This is a genomic window from Micromonospora sp. CPCC 205739 (genome assembly GCF_036906795.1).
GTDB lineage: Bacteria > Actinomycetota > Actinomycetes > Mycobacteriales > Micromonosporaceae > Micromonospora.
This window is the reverse complement of sequence record NZ_JBAKHS010000005.1, coordinates 33,775-51,108: the sequence shown is the minus strand read 5'-3', so window position 1 is coordinate 51,108 and position 17,334 is coordinate 33,775. Positions and strand designations below refer to the sequence as shown.

At 74.4% G+C, this 17,334-nt stretch carries 19 protein-coding genes; 14 read left to right on the top strand and 5 right to left on the bottom strand.

Translation table 11 applies throughout. The features are described 5' to 3' along the window. The first annotated feature begins 213 nt into the window (after nucleotides 1-213). The 4 genes from V6U88_RS10545 (at nucleotide 214) to V6U88_RS10530 (ending at nucleotide 3,687) form a co-directional block, all read left to right on the top strand. Nucleotides 214-642: a hypothetical protein gene (locus V6U88_RS10545; RefSeq protein WP_334451997.1), complete on the top strand. Its 429-nt coding sequence runs from the start codon at nucleotides 214-216 to the stop codon at nucleotides 640-642. A gap of 112 nt (nucleotides 643-754) precedes the next feature. Further along, entirely contained in the window at nucleotides 755-1,180 is a 426-nt protein-coding gene (locus V6U88_RS10540; RefSeq protein ID WP_334451996.1) for a hypothetical protein, read from the top strand. Nucleotides 1,181-1,279: 99 nt separating this feature from the next. Further along, on the top strand, nucleotides 1,280-3,094 hold the full coding sequence (locus V6U88_RS10535) for a serine/threonine-protein kinase (RefSeq protein WP_334451994.1): 1,815 nt from the start codon (nucleotides 1,280-1,282) through the stop codon (nucleotides 3,092-3,094). Then, nucleotides 3,082-3,687, top strand: coding sequence for an FHA domain-containing protein (locus V6U88_RS10530; RefSeq protein WP_334451992.1), 606 nt, complete (start codon nucleotides 3,082-3,084; stop codon nucleotides 3,685-3,687). Before V6U88_RS10535 ends, V6U88_RS10530 begins: the two co-directional genes overlap by 13 nt. 227 nt (nucleotides 3,688-3,914) lie before the next feature. Here the strand turns inward: V6U88_RS10530 and V6U88_RS10525 are convergent, their stop codons facing one another. Next, nucleotides 3,915-4,697, bottom strand: a complete 783-nt coding sequence (locus V6U88_RS10525) for an SAM-dependent methyltransferase (protein ID WP_334451991.1) — start codon at nucleotides 4,695-4,697, stop codon at nucleotides 3,915-3,917. 147 nt (nucleotides 4,698-4,844) lie between these two features. On the opposite strand from V6U88_RS10525, the gene V6U88_RS10520 reads away from it, so the two are divergent. Beyond that, on the top strand, nucleotides 4,845-5,315 hold the full coding sequence (locus tag V6U88_RS10520) for a hypothetical protein (RefSeq protein WP_334451990.1): 471 nt from the start codon (nucleotides 4,845-4,847) through the stop codon (nucleotides 5,313-5,315). Here the strand turns inward: V6U88_RS10520 and V6U88_RS10515 are convergent. From V6U88_RS10515 to V6U88_RS10505, 3 genes are all read right to left on the bottom strand, one after another. Then, nucleotides 5,296-5,781, bottom strand: a complete 486-nt coding sequence (locus tag V6U88_RS10515; RefSeq protein ID WP_334451989.1) for a GNAT family N-acetyltransferase — start codon at nucleotides 5,779-5,781, stop codon at nucleotides 5,296-5,298. The genes V6U88_RS10520 and V6U88_RS10515 overlap by 20 nt on opposite strands. A gap of 43 nt (nucleotides 5,782-5,824) precedes the next feature. Next, on the bottom strand, nucleotides 5,825-6,013 hold the full coding sequence (locus tag V6U88_RS10510) for a hypothetical protein (RefSeq protein ID WP_334451987.1): 189 nt from the start codon (nucleotides 6,011-6,013) through the stop codon (nucleotides 5,825-5,827). A 90-nt stretch (nucleotides 6,014-6,103) separates the two neighbouring features. Then, nucleotides 6,104-8,455, bottom strand: coding sequence for a glycoside hydrolase family 65 protein (locus V6U88_RS10505; protein WP_334451986.1), 2,352 nt, complete (start codon nucleotides 8,453-8,455; stop codon nucleotides 6,104-6,106). A gap of 183 nt (nucleotides 8,456-8,638) precedes the next feature. Between V6U88_RS10505 and V6U88_RS10500 the strand changes: the two genes are divergently transcribed. Then, nucleotides 8,639-9,244 carry a phosphatase PAP2 family protein gene (locus V6U88_RS10500; RefSeq protein ID WP_334451985.1) on the top strand — a complete coding sequence of 202 codons (606 nt, stop codon included), beginning with the start codon at nucleotides 8,639-8,641 and terminating at the stop codon, nucleotides 9,242-9,244. 140 nt (nucleotides 9,245-9,384) lie between these two features. Here the strand turns inward: V6U88_RS10500 and V6U88_RS10495 are convergent, their stop codons facing one another. Beyond that, nucleotides 9,385-10,077 (bottom strand): prepilin peptidase, encoded by a 693-nt coding sequence (locus tag V6U88_RS10495; RefSeq protein ID WP_334452359.1) that lies wholly within the window; start codon nucleotides 10,075-10,077, stop codon nucleotides 9,385-9,387. Between the two features lie 562 nt (nucleotides 10,078-10,639). On the opposite strand from V6U88_RS10495, the gene V6U88_RS10490 reads away from it, so the two are divergent. From V6U88_RS10490 to V6U88_RS10455, 8 genes are all read left to right on the top strand, one after another. After that, on the top strand, nucleotides 10,640-11,203 hold the full coding sequence (locus V6U88_RS10490; RefSeq protein ID WP_334451984.1) for a hypothetical protein: 564 nt from the start codon (nucleotides 10,640-10,642) through the stop codon (nucleotides 11,201-11,203). Next, nucleotides 11,197-12,156 carry a hypothetical protein gene (locus V6U88_RS10485; protein ID WP_442934611.1) on the top strand — a complete coding sequence of 320 codons (960 nt, stop codon included), beginning with the start codon at nucleotides 11,197-11,199 and terminating at the stop codon, nucleotides 12,154-12,156. The genes V6U88_RS10490 and V6U88_RS10485 overlap by 7 nt, the downstream gene beginning before the upstream one ends. Further along, entirely contained in the window at nucleotides 12,153-12,803 is a 651-nt protein-coding gene (locus V6U88_RS10480; RefSeq protein ID WP_334451983.1) for an SAF domain-containing protein, read from the top strand. The genes V6U88_RS10485 and V6U88_RS10480 overlap by 4 nt, the downstream gene beginning before the upstream one ends. A 2-nt stretch (nucleotides 12,804-12,805) precedes the next feature. Next, nucleotides 12,806-13,606, top strand: coding sequence for a ParA family protein (locus tag V6U88_RS10475; RefSeq protein WP_334451981.1), 801 nt, complete (start codon nucleotides 12,806-12,808; stop codon nucleotides 13,604-13,606). A 20-nt stretch (nucleotides 13,607-13,626) separates the two neighbouring features. Next, nucleotides 13,627-15,159 (top strand): CpaF family protein, encoded by a 1,533-nt coding sequence (locus tag V6U88_RS10470; RefSeq protein WP_334451980.1) that lies wholly within the window; start codon nucleotides 13,627-13,629, stop codon nucleotides 15,157-15,159. 155 nt (nucleotides 15,160-15,314) lie between these two features. Further along, entirely contained in the window at nucleotides 15,315-16,214 is a 900-nt protein-coding gene (locus V6U88_RS10465) for a type II secretion system F family protein (RefSeq protein WP_334451979.1), read from the top strand. Continuing rightward, complete coding sequence (locus V6U88_RS10460) at nucleotides 16,214-17,071, top strand: type II secretion system F family protein (protein ID WP_334452356.1); 858 nt, start codon at nucleotides 16,214-16,216, stop codon at nucleotides 17,069-17,071. The genes V6U88_RS10465 and V6U88_RS10460 overlap by 1 nt, the downstream gene beginning before the upstream one ends. 26 nt (nucleotides 17,072-17,097) lie before the next feature. Continuing rightward, nucleotides 17,098-17,292: a hypothetical protein gene (locus tag V6U88_RS10455; RefSeq protein WP_334451978.1), complete on the top strand. Its 195-nt coding sequence runs from the start codon at nucleotides 17,098-17,100 to the stop codon at nucleotides 17,290-17,292. Nucleotides 17,293-17,334: the final 42 nt, after the last annotated feature.

Sequence of the window (17,334 nt, the reverse complement as noted above, 5' to 3'; positions counted from 1 at the left end):
TCCCTGTCCGAAGGTGCGGTGCCCGGATCCGAACACCGGGCGCTGATCGGGCCGCAGCCAAGATCAACCTTGCTTCCGAGCAAAGGGCGATGTGGACGGTCGAGGCGTTACACGTCGGGGGGAGGAAATGGTCGCCGCTTCGTCACCTGTCGGCGCCGCCCGGCCCCTGGTTTCCTCATCGGCGACGGATCACCAGAGAGAGCAGGGCAGACAATGTCGATCCTCCGCCGTTCCCTCGCCGCCACGGGCGCGCTCCTAGCCGCCGGCGCCGTCGCGCTGGTCGACGCGTCGCCGGCGCTGGCCAGCACGCCGTCGAGCTGCTCCAGCGTCCGCCAGATCGGCACCACGCGGGTGCTGACGGTCGGCGGCATGCAGGCGGCCTCGGTCAAGCAGTACTACGGCTGCGGCTACAACTACGCCTACATCTACGTCTGGGAGCAGTACCGCGCCAGCCACTCCAACTGGGACCTCTACGTCCACGTGATCAACGAGTCGGACAGCGGCACCGACTACGGGGTGGGTCGGCTGAACGACACCACCCGCGCCGAACTGTGGGGCGCGCCGGCCGCCACTGCGGCGTACTGCACCCACGTGACCGGTTACCTCAACGGCACGGGTGGTTCGACCAGCACGGTCTGCTGACCGCTGAGCCATGACGCGGCCCGCCCGGAAGCGCCGGGCGGGCCGCCCGGCGCTTCCGGGCGGCAGACGGGACGCCGCGACCCCGCACAACCCCGAAAGGAACACCAACGGCATGAAGTTCACCATGCGGAAGGCGCTCGGCGTGGCCGCGGCGGTCACCGCGCTCACCGTCGCGCTGCCCAGCCCCGCCATGGCCTCGGACTCGTACCACGTCATGAACACCGGAGACGCCTTCGGCGGCGGCATCTTCGACTACAGCGGTGAGGCGTACTTCACCGAGCACGGCGACATCGTCAAGATCTGCGATACCGACGCCGACGGGTACGCGGTGAAGATGTGGGTCAACCTCGACGAGCCGCACGGGCCGAACCTGTACACCTTCACTCGCGGCGGGGAGGGCAACTGCGCCACCCGCCGGGCAAGTGACGGCGGCGCCTACAACCTGCCGGAGAACAGGTACATCGGCTTCCTGTTCTGCCGGTACAAGGACGGCCACGAGTCGGAGTGCGCCGGATACCGCTTCTACAACGACCACTGACGGTCGGCGCCGGGGCGCCCCCGCACGAGAAGGGCGCCCCGGCGCGGAGTACGAGCGGCTGAGGGCCCTGTCGCGAGCCATCGGTAGCATTCGACGGCGATGGTCCACAGCGAACAGCCGGTCGAGCAGAGCCCGTACCCCGTCCTCGGGGTCGACGGCTGCACCGACGCCGTCGAGGTGGGGCGGGGCGGCTTCGGCGTGGTCTACCGGGCCTGGCAGCCCGACTTCTCCCGCTGGGTGGCGGTGAAGGTGCTCGCCGCCGACTGGCACGGCCCGTCCCGCGCCCGCTTCGACCGGGAGCTGCGGATGCTGGGCCGGCTCTCCGACCACCCGCACATCGTCACGCTGCACCAGGCCGGCCGCACCGCCGCCGGCAACCCGTACCTGCTGATGGCGTACGAGGAGGGCGGCTCGCTGGCCGACCGGCTGCGCGGCGGCGGGGTCGGCGACTGGCGCGAGGCGGTCGCCGGGGGCATCGCGATTGCCGGGGCGCTGGAGACCGCGCACCGGGCGGGCGTGCTGCACCGCGACGTGAAACCCGAGAACATCCTGATCTCCGGGTACGGCCAGCCGAAGCTGGCCGACTTCGGGCAGGCCCGGCCCCGCGCGGCCCGCCCGACCAGCGCGGACGGGACGGTGACCGCGAGCGTGCTGCACGCCGCGCCGGAGGTGCTGCGGGGCGGGCCGCCCTCGGTGGCCGCCGACGTCTACGCGCTCGCCTCGACCGTGCTGCACTGGATCCGCGGCGCCCCGGCCTTCGCCCCCGCCGACGGGGAGTCGCTGGAATCCCTGCTGTGCCGGATCGCCGTGGACCCGGTGCCGGACCTGCGCCCACTCGGCGTACCCGACGGGGTGTGCGCGGCGTTGGAGCGCGCGCTGGCCAAGGATCCGGCGCGGCGGCCCGCGACGGCCGCCGCGTTCGCCGAACAACTGCGCGCGGCGCAGGCGGCGGCGGGCCTGCCGGTGAGCCCGTTCGTCCTCGGCGGCGCCGGCGTCGACCCTGGCGGGCCGGAGCCGCAGTCGCCCGCCGACCAGGCCGCGCCCCTGTCGTTGACCGACCGCCGCCGGGCCGCCCTGGCGCTGTCGGCCACCGTCACGCGCCCGCCCTCGGGGGTACGCCGGCACGCGCTGACCCGCTCGCTCGGGCTGCTCGTCGCGCTGGCGTCGGTGCTGGCCGCCGGCGGGTCGCGGGCGCTGCCCACGCCCGCCCCGGTGGAGGTGCCGGCCCAGGTACCCTTCGGCGAGCTGGAACTCAACGCCGAGTCGCCGGAGCAGGTGGTGGCCGTCGGCAACCGCGCGGACCGACCGGTCCGGTTGACCGGGTTGACGGTCACCGGGCCGTCCCGCGGCGACCTGCGGATCGTCGCGGACGGGTGCACCACCCGGCCGCTCCCGCCCGGCGACCGGTGCGCGGTGCGCCTGGTCGCCGTGCCGCGCGCCGCCGGGCCGATCCGGGCGTCGCTGGAGCTGACCGCGGGCGGCCGACGGGTCGTCACCCCGGTCGTCGGCACCGGCCGGCCCCGACCGGCGAGCCGGGACGACGCGCCGCCCGGCCCCTGCTACGCCGACGCCTACCAGGTCGGCAGTTCGGCCTACGGGCACGCGGGCGGCCTGCGGGCGATCTCGGTCAAGCAGTACTGGTCGCCGAGCTGCCGCGCCACCATGGCGTACGTCTGGGTGTGGAAGCAGTACCGGGACAACGCGGCCGTCGGCGGCGGCACCTGGACCGTCGACCTGGCGGTACGCGAGGGCGGGGCGACCTCGGCGCGGCAGCGCGCGGTCGGGCAGCCGTTCGAGCTGTGGACCGAGCCGTACCCGTCGGCGGGGCGGTGCACCACGGCCACCGCGACGGTGACCGCCGACCGGTCGAAGGCGGCGACGAGCGCGACCACCGAGCCCTGGTGCGACCGGTGACGGCCGGCTACTTCGAGGTCCACGGGGTGGGCGCGGTCCGGCTGGTGCCGCTGACCACCGACGCGCTGACCATCGGCCGGGCGCCGGGCAACGAGCTGCCCATCGACAGCAAGCTGGTCTCCCGGCTGCACGCCCTGGTGGAACGCTTCCCGTCCGGCTGGACGATCCGCGACCTGGGCAGCACCAACGGCACCACGGTCAACGGCGGTCGGGTGCAGGCGGCGCGGCTGCTGCGCGACGGCGACCGGGTGGAGATCGGCCCGGCCCGGCTGCTCTTCCGGGCACCGGCGGAACTCACCGGCACCCGGACGGTGGGCGTCGAGCCGCCGCCGGCGCCCCCGGCGCTGACCCGGCGCGAGCAGGAGCTGGTCGAGGTGCTCTGCCGCCCGTACGTCGAGGGCGGTACGGCCTTCCCGGAGCCGCCCACCGTGCGGGCGCTGGCTTCCGCGCTCGGGGTCAGCGAGAGCGCCGTGAAGAAGCACCTAACCAACCTGTACGACAAGTTCGGGCTGGTCACCAACGACGAGCGGCGCCGGTCCCGGCTGGCCGGCGAGGCGGTCCGCCGGGGGGCGGCCGGCCTGCCCGGCGGCTGACGTACGCGTGCCCTCCGGACCACCCCCCAGGGGCCCGGAGGGCACACCCCCCTGTTTCCTCCCTGTGCGCCGCGCTCCCGCGAAGGGCGCGACGACGGCATCGGCGCATCTCGTGCGCCGGGCGGCCCGGCCGGAGGACGTGGCCGACGGCGCCCGCCAGGAATCACACCAGGGCGGGCGGCGCGCCGACAGGTGTCGGAACGGGGAGGTTTTCCGCTCGGGGCGGGTCAGCGCCGGACGCCGACCCCGCCGTAGCCGTGGGAGACGCGTTCCTGCGGCTCGCCGTCGGGCCGCCACTCGGCCACCGGCACCAGGCCGGGCTCGACCAGGTCGTACCCCTGAAGGAAACGCAGGATGTCGGCGTGCGTGCGGGGGACCAGCGGCGCGCTGCTGCGCTGGTAGACCGCTCGGCCCTGCTGCGCCGGCAGCGGCGGCGCGCCGTCCGAGGTGAGGTGGGAGACGACCAGGTGGCTGCCGGGAGCGCTGGCCTCGCGCAGCCGGGCGACCGCGGCCCACGGGTCCTCGGCGTCGGTGACGAAGTGCAGCACCGCCACCAGCAGCACCGCGACCGGCCGGTCGAGGTCGAGCAGGGCCCGCACGTCGGGGTGGGCGAGCAGTGCGTCGGGGCGGCGCAGGTCAGCGCGGACCACCACGGTGCGGTCGTCGGCGGGCAGCAGCCGCCGGGCGTACGCGACGGCGACCTCGTCCACGTCGACGTAGACCACCCGCGAGTCGGGCGCGACCTGGCGGACGATCTCGTGCACGTTGCCCTGGGTGGGCAGCCCGGCGCCGATGTCGAGGAACTGGCGTACCCCCTGCTCGGCGGCGTACCGGACGGCCCGGCGCAGGAAGTGGCGGTTGGCCTGGGCGGCGATGCCGGTGTCCGGAAAGATCGACAGGATTTGCTCGGCGGCGGCCCGGTCGGCGGCGAAGTTGTGGCAGCCGCCCAGGAAGTAGTCGTACATCCGGGCCACGTTGGGCCCCTGGTCGGCGTGGGTCGGCGCGCTCACCGGCCACTCCCCTCCCTCGGCGACGTCGCGCCTGCATGTCTAGCACCCGCAGCGACGATACGCTGACCCCTCGTGTCGATGATCCGGCTGCGGTCCGCCGGCGGCTGCCGTACGACGGGGGCACGACCGTCGCCGAGGAGGTACGCGATGACCAGTCAGCGGGAGACCGTCGAGGTCGATCCGGCCCTGTTCCGAGCCGTGTACGACTCACCCGCCGCGCTGCCCGGGCGGCACCGCTGGGTCACCCCCGAACACGACGTACGCCGGATCGAGAAGCTGCTCGGAATGCCGGCGAGCAGCATCGGCGCGCCGCTCTGGGTCAGCGGGGACGAGCCGGACTGTCCGAAGTGCGGCCGCCGGCAGACCTGGCTGGACATCGTCTCCTCGGCGCTCAAGAACGTGCACGACCCGGCGATGATCGCCACGGTCATCCTCGGCGACCGCAAGTACGTCAACACCGAGGTGCCGGACGGCATCGCCGGGGTGCACTGCGTCGACTGCCACACCCCGATCGAGGGGCTGCGCAGCTTCAAGTGCCACAACTGGGCGTACGCCTTCGAGGATCTGGAGGCCGTACGGGAGCGGATGGCGGGCGGAATCAGCCGGCCAACTCCCTGACGTGGCGCACTCCCGGGCGGCCGTCGAGCAGCACCTCGCCGACCGGCGTGAAGCCGGCCCGGCGCAACACCGTCAGCGACCCGGTGTTGTCCCGCGTGGCGGCGGCGGTCAGCCGGATCAGCCCGTACGCGTCGCGGGCCAGGTCGCAGACCTGCCGTACGCCGGCCGTGGCGACCCCCCGCCCGGTGGCCCGTTCGGCGACCCGGTACCCCAGGTCCGCTGCGCCGTCGGCGACGTCGACCAGGTTGAACCGGCCCAGCACCCGACCGTCGTCGTCGAGCAGGACGTGGAAGTGGCACCGGCCGGTGTCCTGCTCCGCGAGCAGCGCCGCGTGCCGGGCGTCGAACTGCGCGAAGTAGTCGTCGCCCCGGTCCGGCACGCTGCGGGCGAAGTACGCCCGGTTCTCCCGCTCGAAGTCGAGCAGCGCGGGAGCGTGGTCGGGCGTCAGGCGCTGGAGTTCGGGCACCCGCCCCACCCTAGCCGGGCGAGCGGCGGGCGGGCGCCCACGGTCACCGGTCCGCCGCACCGCCCTGCTGCCGGACGAGCCCGGCGTGGAAGATGGCGATTCCCAGGAGGGTGGCGATTCCCGCCACCACCATGGCCGCTTCCCGGAACCCCTCCGTCAGCGCGAGGGCGACGAGGACGAGGCCGGCAACCAGGGTGAGGAACGCGCCCCCGCGAACCGCGTTGTCCTGCATCAGTGATTCTCCTCGTCCGCTGCGGTCGTGGGTACCGGCCCGGTGAACACTCCCACGACTGCCCGACCCGGTCGACCCCGGTGCGGTCGGTCAGGCGCGGCGGGCGGGGCGCCGGCCGCGCGGGGAGGGCGGCTCCGGGCCCGGGTCCGGCACCGGCGGCATGGGCCGGGTCACGGCCTTCTCCCCGGTGACGGTGACCGGTTCCCCGGCGTGCCGCAGCGTGACCTCGACGTCCGGGGCGGCGTCGGGCAGCTCGAAGCGGGCCTCGTCGCGGGTGAGGGTGACCCGGAGCCGGTGCCCGCGCCAGCGCAGCCCGAAGGCCAGCCGGTCGAGCCGGGCCGGCAGCCGGGGCGTGAAGGACAGCTCGCCCCGCTGGTCGCGCAGCCCGCCGAAGCCCTCCACCAGCACCGTCCACGCGCCGGCCAGCGCGGCCAGGTGCAACCCGTCGCTGGTCTTGTCGCCCAGGTCCGCCAGGTCGTGCAGCGCCGCCTCGGCGAACAGGTCGTACGCCAGGTCCAGGTGCCCGACCTCGGCGGCGAGCACCGCCTGGGAGGCGGCGGAGAGCGACGAGTCGCGGACGGTGCGGGCCTGGTAGTAGGCGAAGTTGCGCGCCTTCTCCTCGGCGGTGAACTCGTCGGGGCAGCGCTGCATGGCCAGCACCAGGTCGGCCTGCTTGACCACCTGCTTGCGGTAGAGCTCCAGGTAGGGGAAGTGCAGCAGCAGCGGGTAGTCGTCCTCGGTCATCGCGTCGAAGTCCCACTCGGGCTGCTCGGTGAAGCCGGCCGCCTGCTGGTGCACGCCGCGCTTGCGGTCGTACGGGACGTGGATCGCGTCGGCGGCGGCCCGCCAGCCGGCGATCTCGGCCGGCGTGACGCCCAGCTCCCCGGCGCGGGCGGGGTGCCGCTCGGCGGCGTCGGCGGCGCCCCGCAGGTTGCGCCGGGCCATCAGGTTGGTGAAGAGGTTGTCGTCGACCAGGGCGGCGTACTCGTCCGGGCCGGTGACGCCGGTGATGTGGAAGGCGCCCTCGTCCGACCAGTGCCCGAAGCCGTGCCAGAGCCAGGCCGTCTCGACCAGCAGCTCCACCCCGACCTCGGCGAGCAGCTCCTCGTCGCCGGTGGCGCCGACGTGGCGCAGCACCGCGTCGGCGATGTCGGCGTTGACGTGCAGGGCGGCGGTGCCCGCCGGCCAGTAGCCGGAGCACTCCCGGCCGCTGATGGTCCGCCAGGGGAAGGTGGCGCCGGGCAGCCGCAGCTCGGCAGCGCGTTCCCGGGCCTCGGGCAGGTGGGCGTGCCGCCAGCGCAGCGCCGACCGGGTCACCTCCGGCATCAGGTACGTCAGCACCGGCAGCACGTAGCCCTCGGTGTCCCACAGGACGTGCCCGTCGTAGCCGTTGCCGGTCAGCCCCTTCGCCGGGATGGTCCGGTCACCGTCGGCCCGGCCGGCCTGGAGCAGGTGGAAGACGGCGAACCGGATGGCCTGCTGGAGTTCGGGGTCGCCGTCGAGTTGCACGTCGGCGGTCTGCCAGCGCACGTCGAGGGCGGTCCGCTGGTCGGCGAGGAGGGCGTCGAAGCCGTGCTCCCGGGCGGCGTCGGCCTCGCCGGCGACCAGGTCGGCCAGCTCGCCCGGCGGCACCCCGTCGACCGGCGTGCACTCGTACGCGGCGTACTTGGTGATCCGCAGTCGCTGGCCGGGACGCAGCCGCCCCTCGACGCAGAGCCGCAGGCGGTCGGGGGTGCAGTCGTCGGAGACGGTGAAGCCCTCGGGCAGTTCCGTCTCGTGGGTCACCGCGACCGCGACCCGCTGGGCGCTGCGGTCGGTGCGGTGCACCAGCACGCCCGAGCCGCCGTCGCAGCGGTGCGCCTCGGCGTCCAGCGGGTCGTGGACGACCGAGGCGGCCCGGGGGTCGTCGGCGCGCTCGGGCACCCGCTCGTTGGCCTGCACGTCCGAGCAGACCCGGAGCTCGACCGGTGCGTCGTCCAGCGGCTCCACCTCGTAGCGGACGGCGGCGATCGGGTGCCGGGGCAGCGACACCAGGCGGGTGCTGCGGATGCGGACGCCGTGCCCGCCCGGGGAGACCCACTCGGTCTCCCGGTGCACCACGCCGGCGCGCAGGTCGAGCACCCGCTCGTGCCCGCGCAGGGTGCCGGTGCGCAGGTCCAGCGCCTCGTCGCCCACCCAGAGCCGGACGAGGGCGGCGTTGGGCGCGCTGACCACGGTGTCGCTGCGCTTCGGGAAGCCGTACCCGTCCTCCGGGTAGCTGAGTTCGCGCTGCTCGTGGAAGCCGTTGAGGTAGCTGCCGGGCATGCCGTACGGCTCGCCCTCGTCCAGGGTGCCGCGCCAGCCCACCCAGCCGTTGCTGAGCGCGAAGACCGACTCGGTCTCGCCGAGTCGGTCGCTGTCGTCCGCGGTCCGCCGGATCAGCCAGTTCTCGTCACTACGCACGCAACTGTCGTTACCCCTGGTCGGCGGCCGGCCAATCCGCCCGCCGCTGTGAACTCGCTGAGACGAAGGTCAGGGTCAAACCCTCACCATCGCACGATGTCGGCCGCCTCCGTGATTCGTACCGTTCGTCGCAGGTAAACGGGGTATGAACATTTGGTGAGGTGAGGCACGATGCAGACGGGCATGACGGATGTTCCCGACATCAGCGAGGGCTGGTACCGCGACATCGCCGACGTCGCGGACTCTTCCCCGGCACCGGTGCAGTGGTTCGCGGTGCACTTCACCGAGGGGGCGATCCTGCTGCTCGGTGCGCTGTTCCTGCTGGCCGCCGCGCCCCGGCTGCTGCGCGGTCAGCCGTGGCCGCGGGCGGTCGCGCTGGTCGCGCCGGTCACCGTGGTCCTCGCGTACGGGTGCAGCGAGGCGTTGAAGCTCCTCTTCGACCAGGACCGGCCCTGCCGGACGGTCGCCAGGGTGGTGGCGGGGCACTGCCCGCCGGTCGGTGACTGGTCCTTCCCGAGCAACCACGCCACCATCGCGGGCGCGCTCGCCGCGGCCACCCTGCTGCTCTCCCGCCGCCTCGGGCTGGTCGCCGTCCCGCTGGCGCTGCTCGCCGCGCTGTCGCGGGTCTTCGTCGGCGTGCACTACCCGCACGACGTGGCCGCCGGCCTGGCGCTGGGCGCCCTGGTGACGCTGGCCGGCACCGCACTGGCCGCCCGCCCCGTCGCCGACCTGCTGGCCCGCCACCGCACCGGCTCGGACCGCCTCCCCGCCACCGCCGACCGCCCCTGATCGCGTCCCGGCCGGGGTCAGTCACTCCGCTGATCAAGAAGTTTGCGTCTCGGGAAAGGGCTCTCTCTGACGCAAACCTCTTGATCACCGAGGGTCTGCGGCAGGCCGGCGGGGGCCGGGGAGGGGCGCGGATGGGTGGGTCAGGTGGGGAGGAGGAGGGCGAGGCAGGTGCCGAGGATCAGGAAGGGGCCGAAGGGGAGGTGGCTCGACCAGCTGACCCGGCGGGCCAGCAGCAGCGCGAGGCTCACCACCGCCGAGAGGGCGAAGGTGAGCAGCAGCCCGGCGACCAGCACCGGCCAGCCGTACCAGCCGAGCAGCATGCCCACGCTCAGCGCCAGTTTCGCGTCGCCGAGGCCGAAGCCGCGCCGGCCGAGCAGCAGCGTGGTCAGCGCGAAGGCCAGCCCGAGGGCCGCCCCGGCGGTGAGGGCACGCAGCCACGGGGTCGGCCCGGGGCCGGTCAGCGCGGCCACCGCGAGCAGCGCGGCCGTGCCCGCCGCGGCCGGCCAGGTGAGCCGGTCGGGCAGCCGGTGCACGGCCAGGTCCACCAGCGCCAGCGGCACCGCCCAGCCGAGCCACCAGGCGAGCGCGGCCCGCTCGGCGAGCGTCGCGTCGGCCAGCACCAGCACCGTCAGGGCCGCGAGGACGGCCAGTTCGACGCTGCCCGGCGGCGCGCCGACCCGCGCCCCGCAGGCCGGGCACCGGGCCGCCGGACCGAGCCCCGGGCGGCCCAGCCCGATCGGTTCCCCGCAGCCGTCGCAGCCCGCCCGGTCCGGCGAACCCGGCGGTACGGCGTGCCGGGCGACGGCGAGCCGCAGCACCGGGGTCACGGCCAGGGCGGCGAAGGCCCGTACGGAGAGTGATTCTCGGTCCCTGGTCGGGTGACGATCCGGGGCCTGCGGCGGGCACGGATCAGCCGCCTCCACCGGGTTCCCACATTCGCGGGAATCCCCCGGCGCGGATTTCTCGACCCGGGGACGGATCGGGCGAGACGCATCGACAGGTGCCATATCCTCTGGTCGCATTGTCGGCTCGGCGACCGGATCCGGCCGACCGGCGGCACCCTCGCCCCGACCGGGCGCGGCAACCCGTCCCGGCGCGCCGGGCTCACCGTCATCCACCCCTGATCACCTCCGATCATCACCAAGAGTGTTCGATCGAATTGCCTCTGTTGCATCGGCGGACGTGAGCCTATGCTCGCCCCTTGGGTACGGCGCAACCCCCGTCAACAGCGTCGGAGGCCACCCGAGACATCAGGCTCCACCATTCCTTAAGAGATCCGCACAGGTAAATGTGACAGCGTGAATCGAGGTCCGGACGGCATCATCCGGACGCGCTGGCGCATGCCCGGAGGCCGCCGGAAACGGTCCGCCGGGCGGCACCGAGGAGGGCACGGCGTTGCGTACACGGCATCCCCGCCGATGGACAACCTGCCTGGTCGTCGCCACGGTGGTCGGGTCGACCGCCGGCTGCGGCGGCGCGGAGACGACCGCCGGACCGGCCGCCCGCAAGACCGCCGCCCAGCCCCGGCACTCGGCCGAGGAGGAACGGGCCGCGGCCAAGGCCGCGCTCGCCGCCTACGCCGGATATCTCACCGCGTCCCGCGAGGCGAGCCGCGAGAGCAATCCCCGGCATCCCGCACTCCCCCGCTTCCTCGCTGATCCGCTGCTCACCCGGGTTCGGGTGGCGATCGGCCAGGCGCGAACGCACGGCGCGGTCCGCACCGGCACGTTGCGCTCCGACCCGACGGTGACCTCGGTCAGCCTGGGCACCGTCCCGCAGACCGTGGAGATCCAGGACTGTCTGGACGCCACCGGCTACCGGCTGGTGTACGCCAAGGACCGGCGGGTGGTGCCCGGCTCCGGCGGTGGCCGCCACCTGGCCACCGCGACCGCCACCCGGTACCCGGACGGCCGCTGGCTGATCAGCTCCGGCGCCGCCCACGAGGACCAGCCGTGCTGACCTGGGGAGGAGGGCGCGTCCCGGCCCGCGGAGACCGGGCCGGGACGCCCCGCCGGCTGCTCGCCACAACGCTGCTGGCCCTGCTCGTCGCGCTCGCCGCGCCGGTGCCGGCCGCCGCGCCGGCAGCCGCCGAGGCGCCGGGGCCGCAGTGCCCGCCCGGACAGAACGACTGCAGCATCTGGGACGACGACCCCGGCACCCCCGGCGACCCGGGCGGCGGCGGCGACACCGGCGGGGACACCGGGGGCGGCTCCGCCCCGAAGTGCCAGTGGAACGGCAAGCCGCTGCCCTGCTACAACGAGTTCCTCGGCTGGTTCAACAACGCCGACGGCTGCTACTACAAGCTCGAGGAGCCGCAACCGGCCGGCACCCCCGAGGGCAAGCAGTGGTACCTGGTCACCTGCAACGGCGGTGACCTGGGCGATCAGCACGAGGAGCTGCGCGACGCGCCGCCGCCCGGGTACGGCACCCCGCCCGACCCGGAGGAGCTGGCCCGGCGAGTGCTGGCGTCGATCTCGCTGCTGCCGCCCCGGATCGCGGTGGCGCCCCGCCGCAACACCGGCCCCGGCCTGGTCGGCCTGCCGGTCTGGATGTGGGCGAGCCCCGGGCAGAACTACTTCGGCCCGATCGACGCCTGGGACTCCGACCGCGGCCTGCGGGTGGACATCACCGCCAAGGTCGACCGGATCGTCTGGACCATGGGCAACGGCGTCAAGATCACCTGCGCCGACGAGGGCACCCCGTACGACCCGAAGGGGCCCCGCGCCGGGAAGACCTCGCCGGACTGCGGCTACGACTCCGGCTACCCGAAGGCCGACACCTACTACGTCAGCGCGACCACGTACTGGTCGGTGTCCTGGCGCGGCGGCGGTGAGAGCGGCGTGATCGCCCAGACCCGGACCAGCGGGACGATTCCGATCGAGATCGACGAGCTTCAGGTGGTTACCCGATGAGCCTGGTCACCCGCAACGGCACCCCGGTCGACGCGCCGGTCGCCCCGCCGAAGGTGCTCCGCCAGCGCCGGACCCGCCCCGGCCTGCTCGGGCTGGCGGTGCTGCTGATCGCGTTGGGTGGCCTCGGCGCGGCCTTCGCGGTCACCTCGGTCCGGGCCACCGGCAGCTACCTGGCCGTCGCCCGTCCGGTCGAGGTCGGCCGGACGCTCAGCGCCGACGACCTGGTCAGCGTGCAGGTCTCCGGCGGGGCCGGGTTGTCCCCGGTGCCGGCCGGCAAGCTCGACGAGGTGGTCGGGAAGCGGGCGGCGGTGTCGCTCACCCCCGGCACGCTGCTGACCATGGGGCAGCTCACCGACGCCCCGCTGCTCGCCGAGGGGCAGCAGCAGATCGCGCTCGGCCTGAAGCAGAGCCAGGTGCCCGCCCGCAAGCTCCATCCCGGCGACAAGGTGCTGCTGGTCAGCACGCCCGCCGACAACGACGACAGCGCGGCGCCGAGCACCCGGTTCACCGGCACGGTGATCGACACGGCCACCCCGGAGAACGACGACGTGGTGGTCTACGTGGCGCTGCCCGTCCGGGACGTGCCGGCCGTGGTGGTGCTGGCCGCCCAGGAGCGGATCGCCCTGGTCCTGGTCGAGGCGGCCTGACCATGGCGATCATCGCGCTGGTCTCGGCGAAGGGCTCGCCCGGGGTCACCACCTCCGCGCTGGCCTGCGCGCTGAGCTGGCACCGGCGGCTGGTGCTCGCCGAGTGCGACCCGGCCGGCGGCACGATCCTCGCCGGCTACCTCGGCGGCGCGCTGGACGGGCCCCGGGGCATCGGCGAACTGGCCGTCGGGGAGCTGCGCGACGGCAACCTGGAGACGGCCTTCTGGTCGCAGTTGGTCGACCTCGACGCGCCGCGGCGGGAACGGCTGCTGCTGCCGGGCGTCGTCGACCCGGCCCAGGCGGGCAGCGTCACCCCGCTCTGGCAGCGCTTCGCCGACTTCTTCGGCAACCTGGACAAGGGCCAGCCCCCGTACGACGTGATCGTCGACTGCGGGCGGCTCCAGGTGCCCGGTCCACCGTGGCCGATCCTGCGCGCCGCGGCGGTGGTGCTGCTGGTCACCCGGGCGCAGCTGCCCGACCTCTCCGCCACCCGCTCGATGATCCGGGCGATCGAGCGGGACTTCACCGAGCACCGGGTGCCCCCGGGCACGCTGCGGCTGCTGGTGGTCGGCGACGGCCACGGCAAGGGCGAGATCAGCAAGGCGCTCCGGGTGCCGGTGATCGCCACGATGCCGGCCGACCCGCGTACCGCCGAGGTGCTCAGCCTCGGCGGCACCGTACGCGCCGGGCGGCCGTTGATGCGCGCGGCCGGCGGGCTGGAGGTGCCGGTCCGGGCGCTGCTGGACCGCCGCCGGGCCCGCCTCGCCTGGCCCGCCGCCCAGGAGGTGCCGGATGTGGTGTGAGCAGCCCGGGGAGGCGCGTCATGCGGTTTGAGCCGGTCTCCCACGACCCGCGCCAGCAGCCCGGGGCGACCTCCACGATGCCGCCGCTGCCCCCGGTCAACGGCCGGCACCACCACCCGGCGCCACCGGTCGCGCCGCCCGCGCCCGCCCCGCCGCCGCGACCGCGGGTGGACTTCGCGGTGGTCCGCGAGCTGCGCCGGGAGCTGAGCGAACGGCTCACCCAGTGGCAGCGCGGCCGGGAGTTCGACGCGAACGCCGAGGAGGTCGAGCGGGCCCGGCTCGCGGTCGCCGTGGTCTCCGGGTACGCCGACTCGGTGCGCCGGGCCGGCACCCCGATGGCCGCCGACGAGGAGCGGATCCTGCTCGACCAGGTCACCGCCGAGCTGGTCGGGCTGGGCCGGCTCCAGACGCTGCTGGTCGACGACACCATCGAGGAGGTGCACATCCTCGGCTGCGACCAGGTGCGCATCACCCGGCACGGCGGCGGCGTCGACTGGGTCGAGCCGATCGCCGACAGCGACGACGAGCTGGTGGAGATCCTCCAGGCGGCCGCCCGCCGGGCCGGCGCGACCGAGCGGTCCCTGTCGACGTCCAAGCCGACGCTGGACCTGCAACTGCCCGACGGCAGCCGGCTCGCGGCGGTGTTCCTGGTCAGCCACCGCCCGTACGCGGTGATCCGGAAGCACAACACGCTGGAGGTGAGCCTGGAGGAGATCTCCGGCGCGCGCCCCGACCTGGACGAGATGATCGACCCGCTGCTGCGCGACTTCCTCCGCGCGTCCATGCGGGCCGGGCTCAACATCATGGTCGCCGGGCTGGCGGGGGCGGGGAAGACCACGGTCATCCGGGCGCTGATGGACGAGATCCCGCCCGACGAGCCGTACGTGCTGCTGGAGGAGAGCCGGGAGCTGCTGCCGGCCCGCCGGGGCCGCAAGCACCGGGCGGTGATGAGCTTCGAGTCCCGCGAGGGGCACGGCGAGCGCGGCATGGACGGGCGGCCGGCCGGCGAGGTGAGCATCGCCGATCTGATCCCGGTGTCGCTGCGGATGGGCGTGCTACGGATCATCGTCGGCGAGGTCCGGTCCCGGGAGATCGTGCCGATGCTCCAGGCGATGACGACCAGCCGCGGCTCGATGTGCACCATCCACGCCCGTACCCCGGCCGGGGTGAGCGAACGGATTATCGAGCTGGCGCTGGCCCACGGCCGGGAGATGACGGTCGACCAGGCCCGCCGGATGGCCGGCAACGCCCTCGACCTGATCGTCTACGTGACCGTCGAGGACGAGACCGCGATCGGCGGGCGCAAGCACCGGTTCGTCTCCCACGTGGAGGAGGTGATCGGGGTCGGCGAGGGCAACCGGATCGTCACCACCACCGTCTTCGGTCCCGGGCCGGACGGCCGGGCCGTCCCCCGCCACCTGCCGGAGCGCATCCGCGACCAGTTGCTGCGGGTCGGCTACGACGCCCGGCTGCTGACCCGCTTCATCGAGGCCGGCGCCGGCGCGTGGCGCCGTCCCCGGCACAGCCGTCTCGGCCCGGCGGTGCGCCGGTGAGCGCGGGCACCGGACCGGTGCGAACGGAGACGGTCCGGTGAGCGCGAGGAGTGAGCCGGGGTTGCGAGCCCCGCAGTCACGAACGGAGACGGTCCGGTGAGCGCGAGGAGCGAGCCGGGGTTGCGAGCCCCGCAGTCGCGAACGGAGACGGTCCCGTGACCAACATCGAGTTGATCGCCGTCGTCTCCGGGGCGGCCTGCGTCGCCGGGCTGGTGCTGGCCGTGGTGGCGCTGGTCGGCACCCGGGCGCCCGCCCGCTCGGCGCCCGGGGCCGGGCGCGGGCTGCGCCGGCTCTGGCTGGGCTCGGGCGCGGGCCGCCGCGAGCAGCGGACGCACCAGCTCCGGCTGGCCGTGGCGGTGGCGGCCGGCGCGCTGGCCTTCCTGCTCACCGGGCTGCCGGTGGTGGGGCTGATCGTGGCGGTGGCCGTGCCGGGCGTGCCCTGGTTGTTCTCGGTGGGCCGGGCCGAGGAGCGGGCGATCGCCCGGATCGAGGCGGTCGGCGAGTGGACCCGCCGGCTGAAGGACGTCTCCGCCACCGGGCAGGGCCTCCAGCAGGCCATCATCGGCACCATCGCCACCGTCCCGGAGGAGATCCAGGAGGAGGTACGGCTGCTCGCCGCCCGCCTTCAGGCCGGCTGGACGGCCCGTACCGCCCTGCTGGCCTTCGCCGACGAGATCGGCGACCCGGTCTGCGACCAGGTGGTGGCCGCGCTGATCCTGCACCTGACCGACCGGGGTGAGCGCCTCGGCGACGTGCTCGGCTCGATCGCCTCGGCCGCCGCCGCCGAGGTGGGCACCCGGCGCGAGGTGGAGGCCAAGCGCACCCAGCCCCGGTTCGCGGTCCGCTTCCTCACCGGGATGACCCTGGCCGTGCTGGCGTACGGGCTGTTGAACACCGAGTACGTCCGCCCGTACGGCACCGTCTTCGGGCAGCTGGTGATGGCGGTGCTCGGCGCGGCCTTCGTCGGGCTGCTGGTCTGGGTGCGGTCGATGAGCCAGCCCCCGCCGCCGGCCCGCTTCCTCCCCGCTCCCGACCCGGAGGAGGCGATCGCGTGATCGTCAACTGGCAGCTCGCGATCGCCGTGCTCGGCGGGGCCACGGTGGGGCTGGGCCTGTTCCTGGTGGTCCGGGAGGCGTTGCCGGCCTCCCCTGCGCTCGCCCCCGCGCTGCGCCGGTTGCACCAGCCGCCGGGCACCGTCGCTGCGAGCCGGGGCCCGGACTGGCTGGGCGGGTTCTCCCGCTGGCTGAGCCCGCCGCACCGACAGCTCGCGCTGATCGACAAGACCCCGGAGCAGTACGCCCTCTCCGTGCTGGTCTCCGCCCTGATCGGGCTGGCCACCCCGACCGTGCTGGGGGCGGTGCTCTTTCTGGGCGGGGTGCGGCTGCCGGTGGTCGTACCGGTGCTGGGCAGCGTAGGGATGGCCCTGGTCTGCGGGCTGCTCGCCCATCGCGCGGTGCTGGCGAGGGCGGACGCCGCGCGCGACGAGTTCCGCGCGGCCGTCTGCACCTACCTGGACCTGGTGGCGTTGCAGCTGTCGGCGGCGCACGGCCCGGTGCAGTCGCTGGAGCGGGCGGCGGCGGTCTGCGACGGCTGGGTGTTCGACCGGATCCGCGAGTCGCTGCGGATCGCGCAGATGCAGATGCACTCGCCCTGGGACGAGCTCCAGGAACTGGCCGAGCGGATCGGCATCCCGGAGCTGGGCGACGTCGGGGCGATCATGCGCTCCTCCGGCAGCGAGGGCGCGCAGGTCCACGAGACCCTGCGCAGCCGCGCCGACTCCCTGCGGGACCAGATCCGCACCGACAACCTGACCCGCGCCGAGGGGGTGACCAGCCGGCTGGACATCCCCGGATCGCTGCTGGTCTTCGTCCTGCTCGGTTTCATGCTCTACCCCTTCGTCGCCCGCCTGTAGCTCGCCACCCCGACAAGGAGCACGTCATGCAACTGATCACCTACCTGCACGTCACGCTGGCCGCACGGTTGGCGGAACTGCGCCGCGAGGGGGACCGGGGCGACAGCCCGGTGCCGACCGCGGTGATCATCTTCGGTCTGGTCGCGGCGGCCCTCGCGGTCACCGCGCTGGTGATGACGCGGGCCACCAACTGGATGAACCGCGTCCCGACGGCGCCGTGACCCCTCCGATGAGCTGGCCGGACGCACCCCGAACCGGCCGGG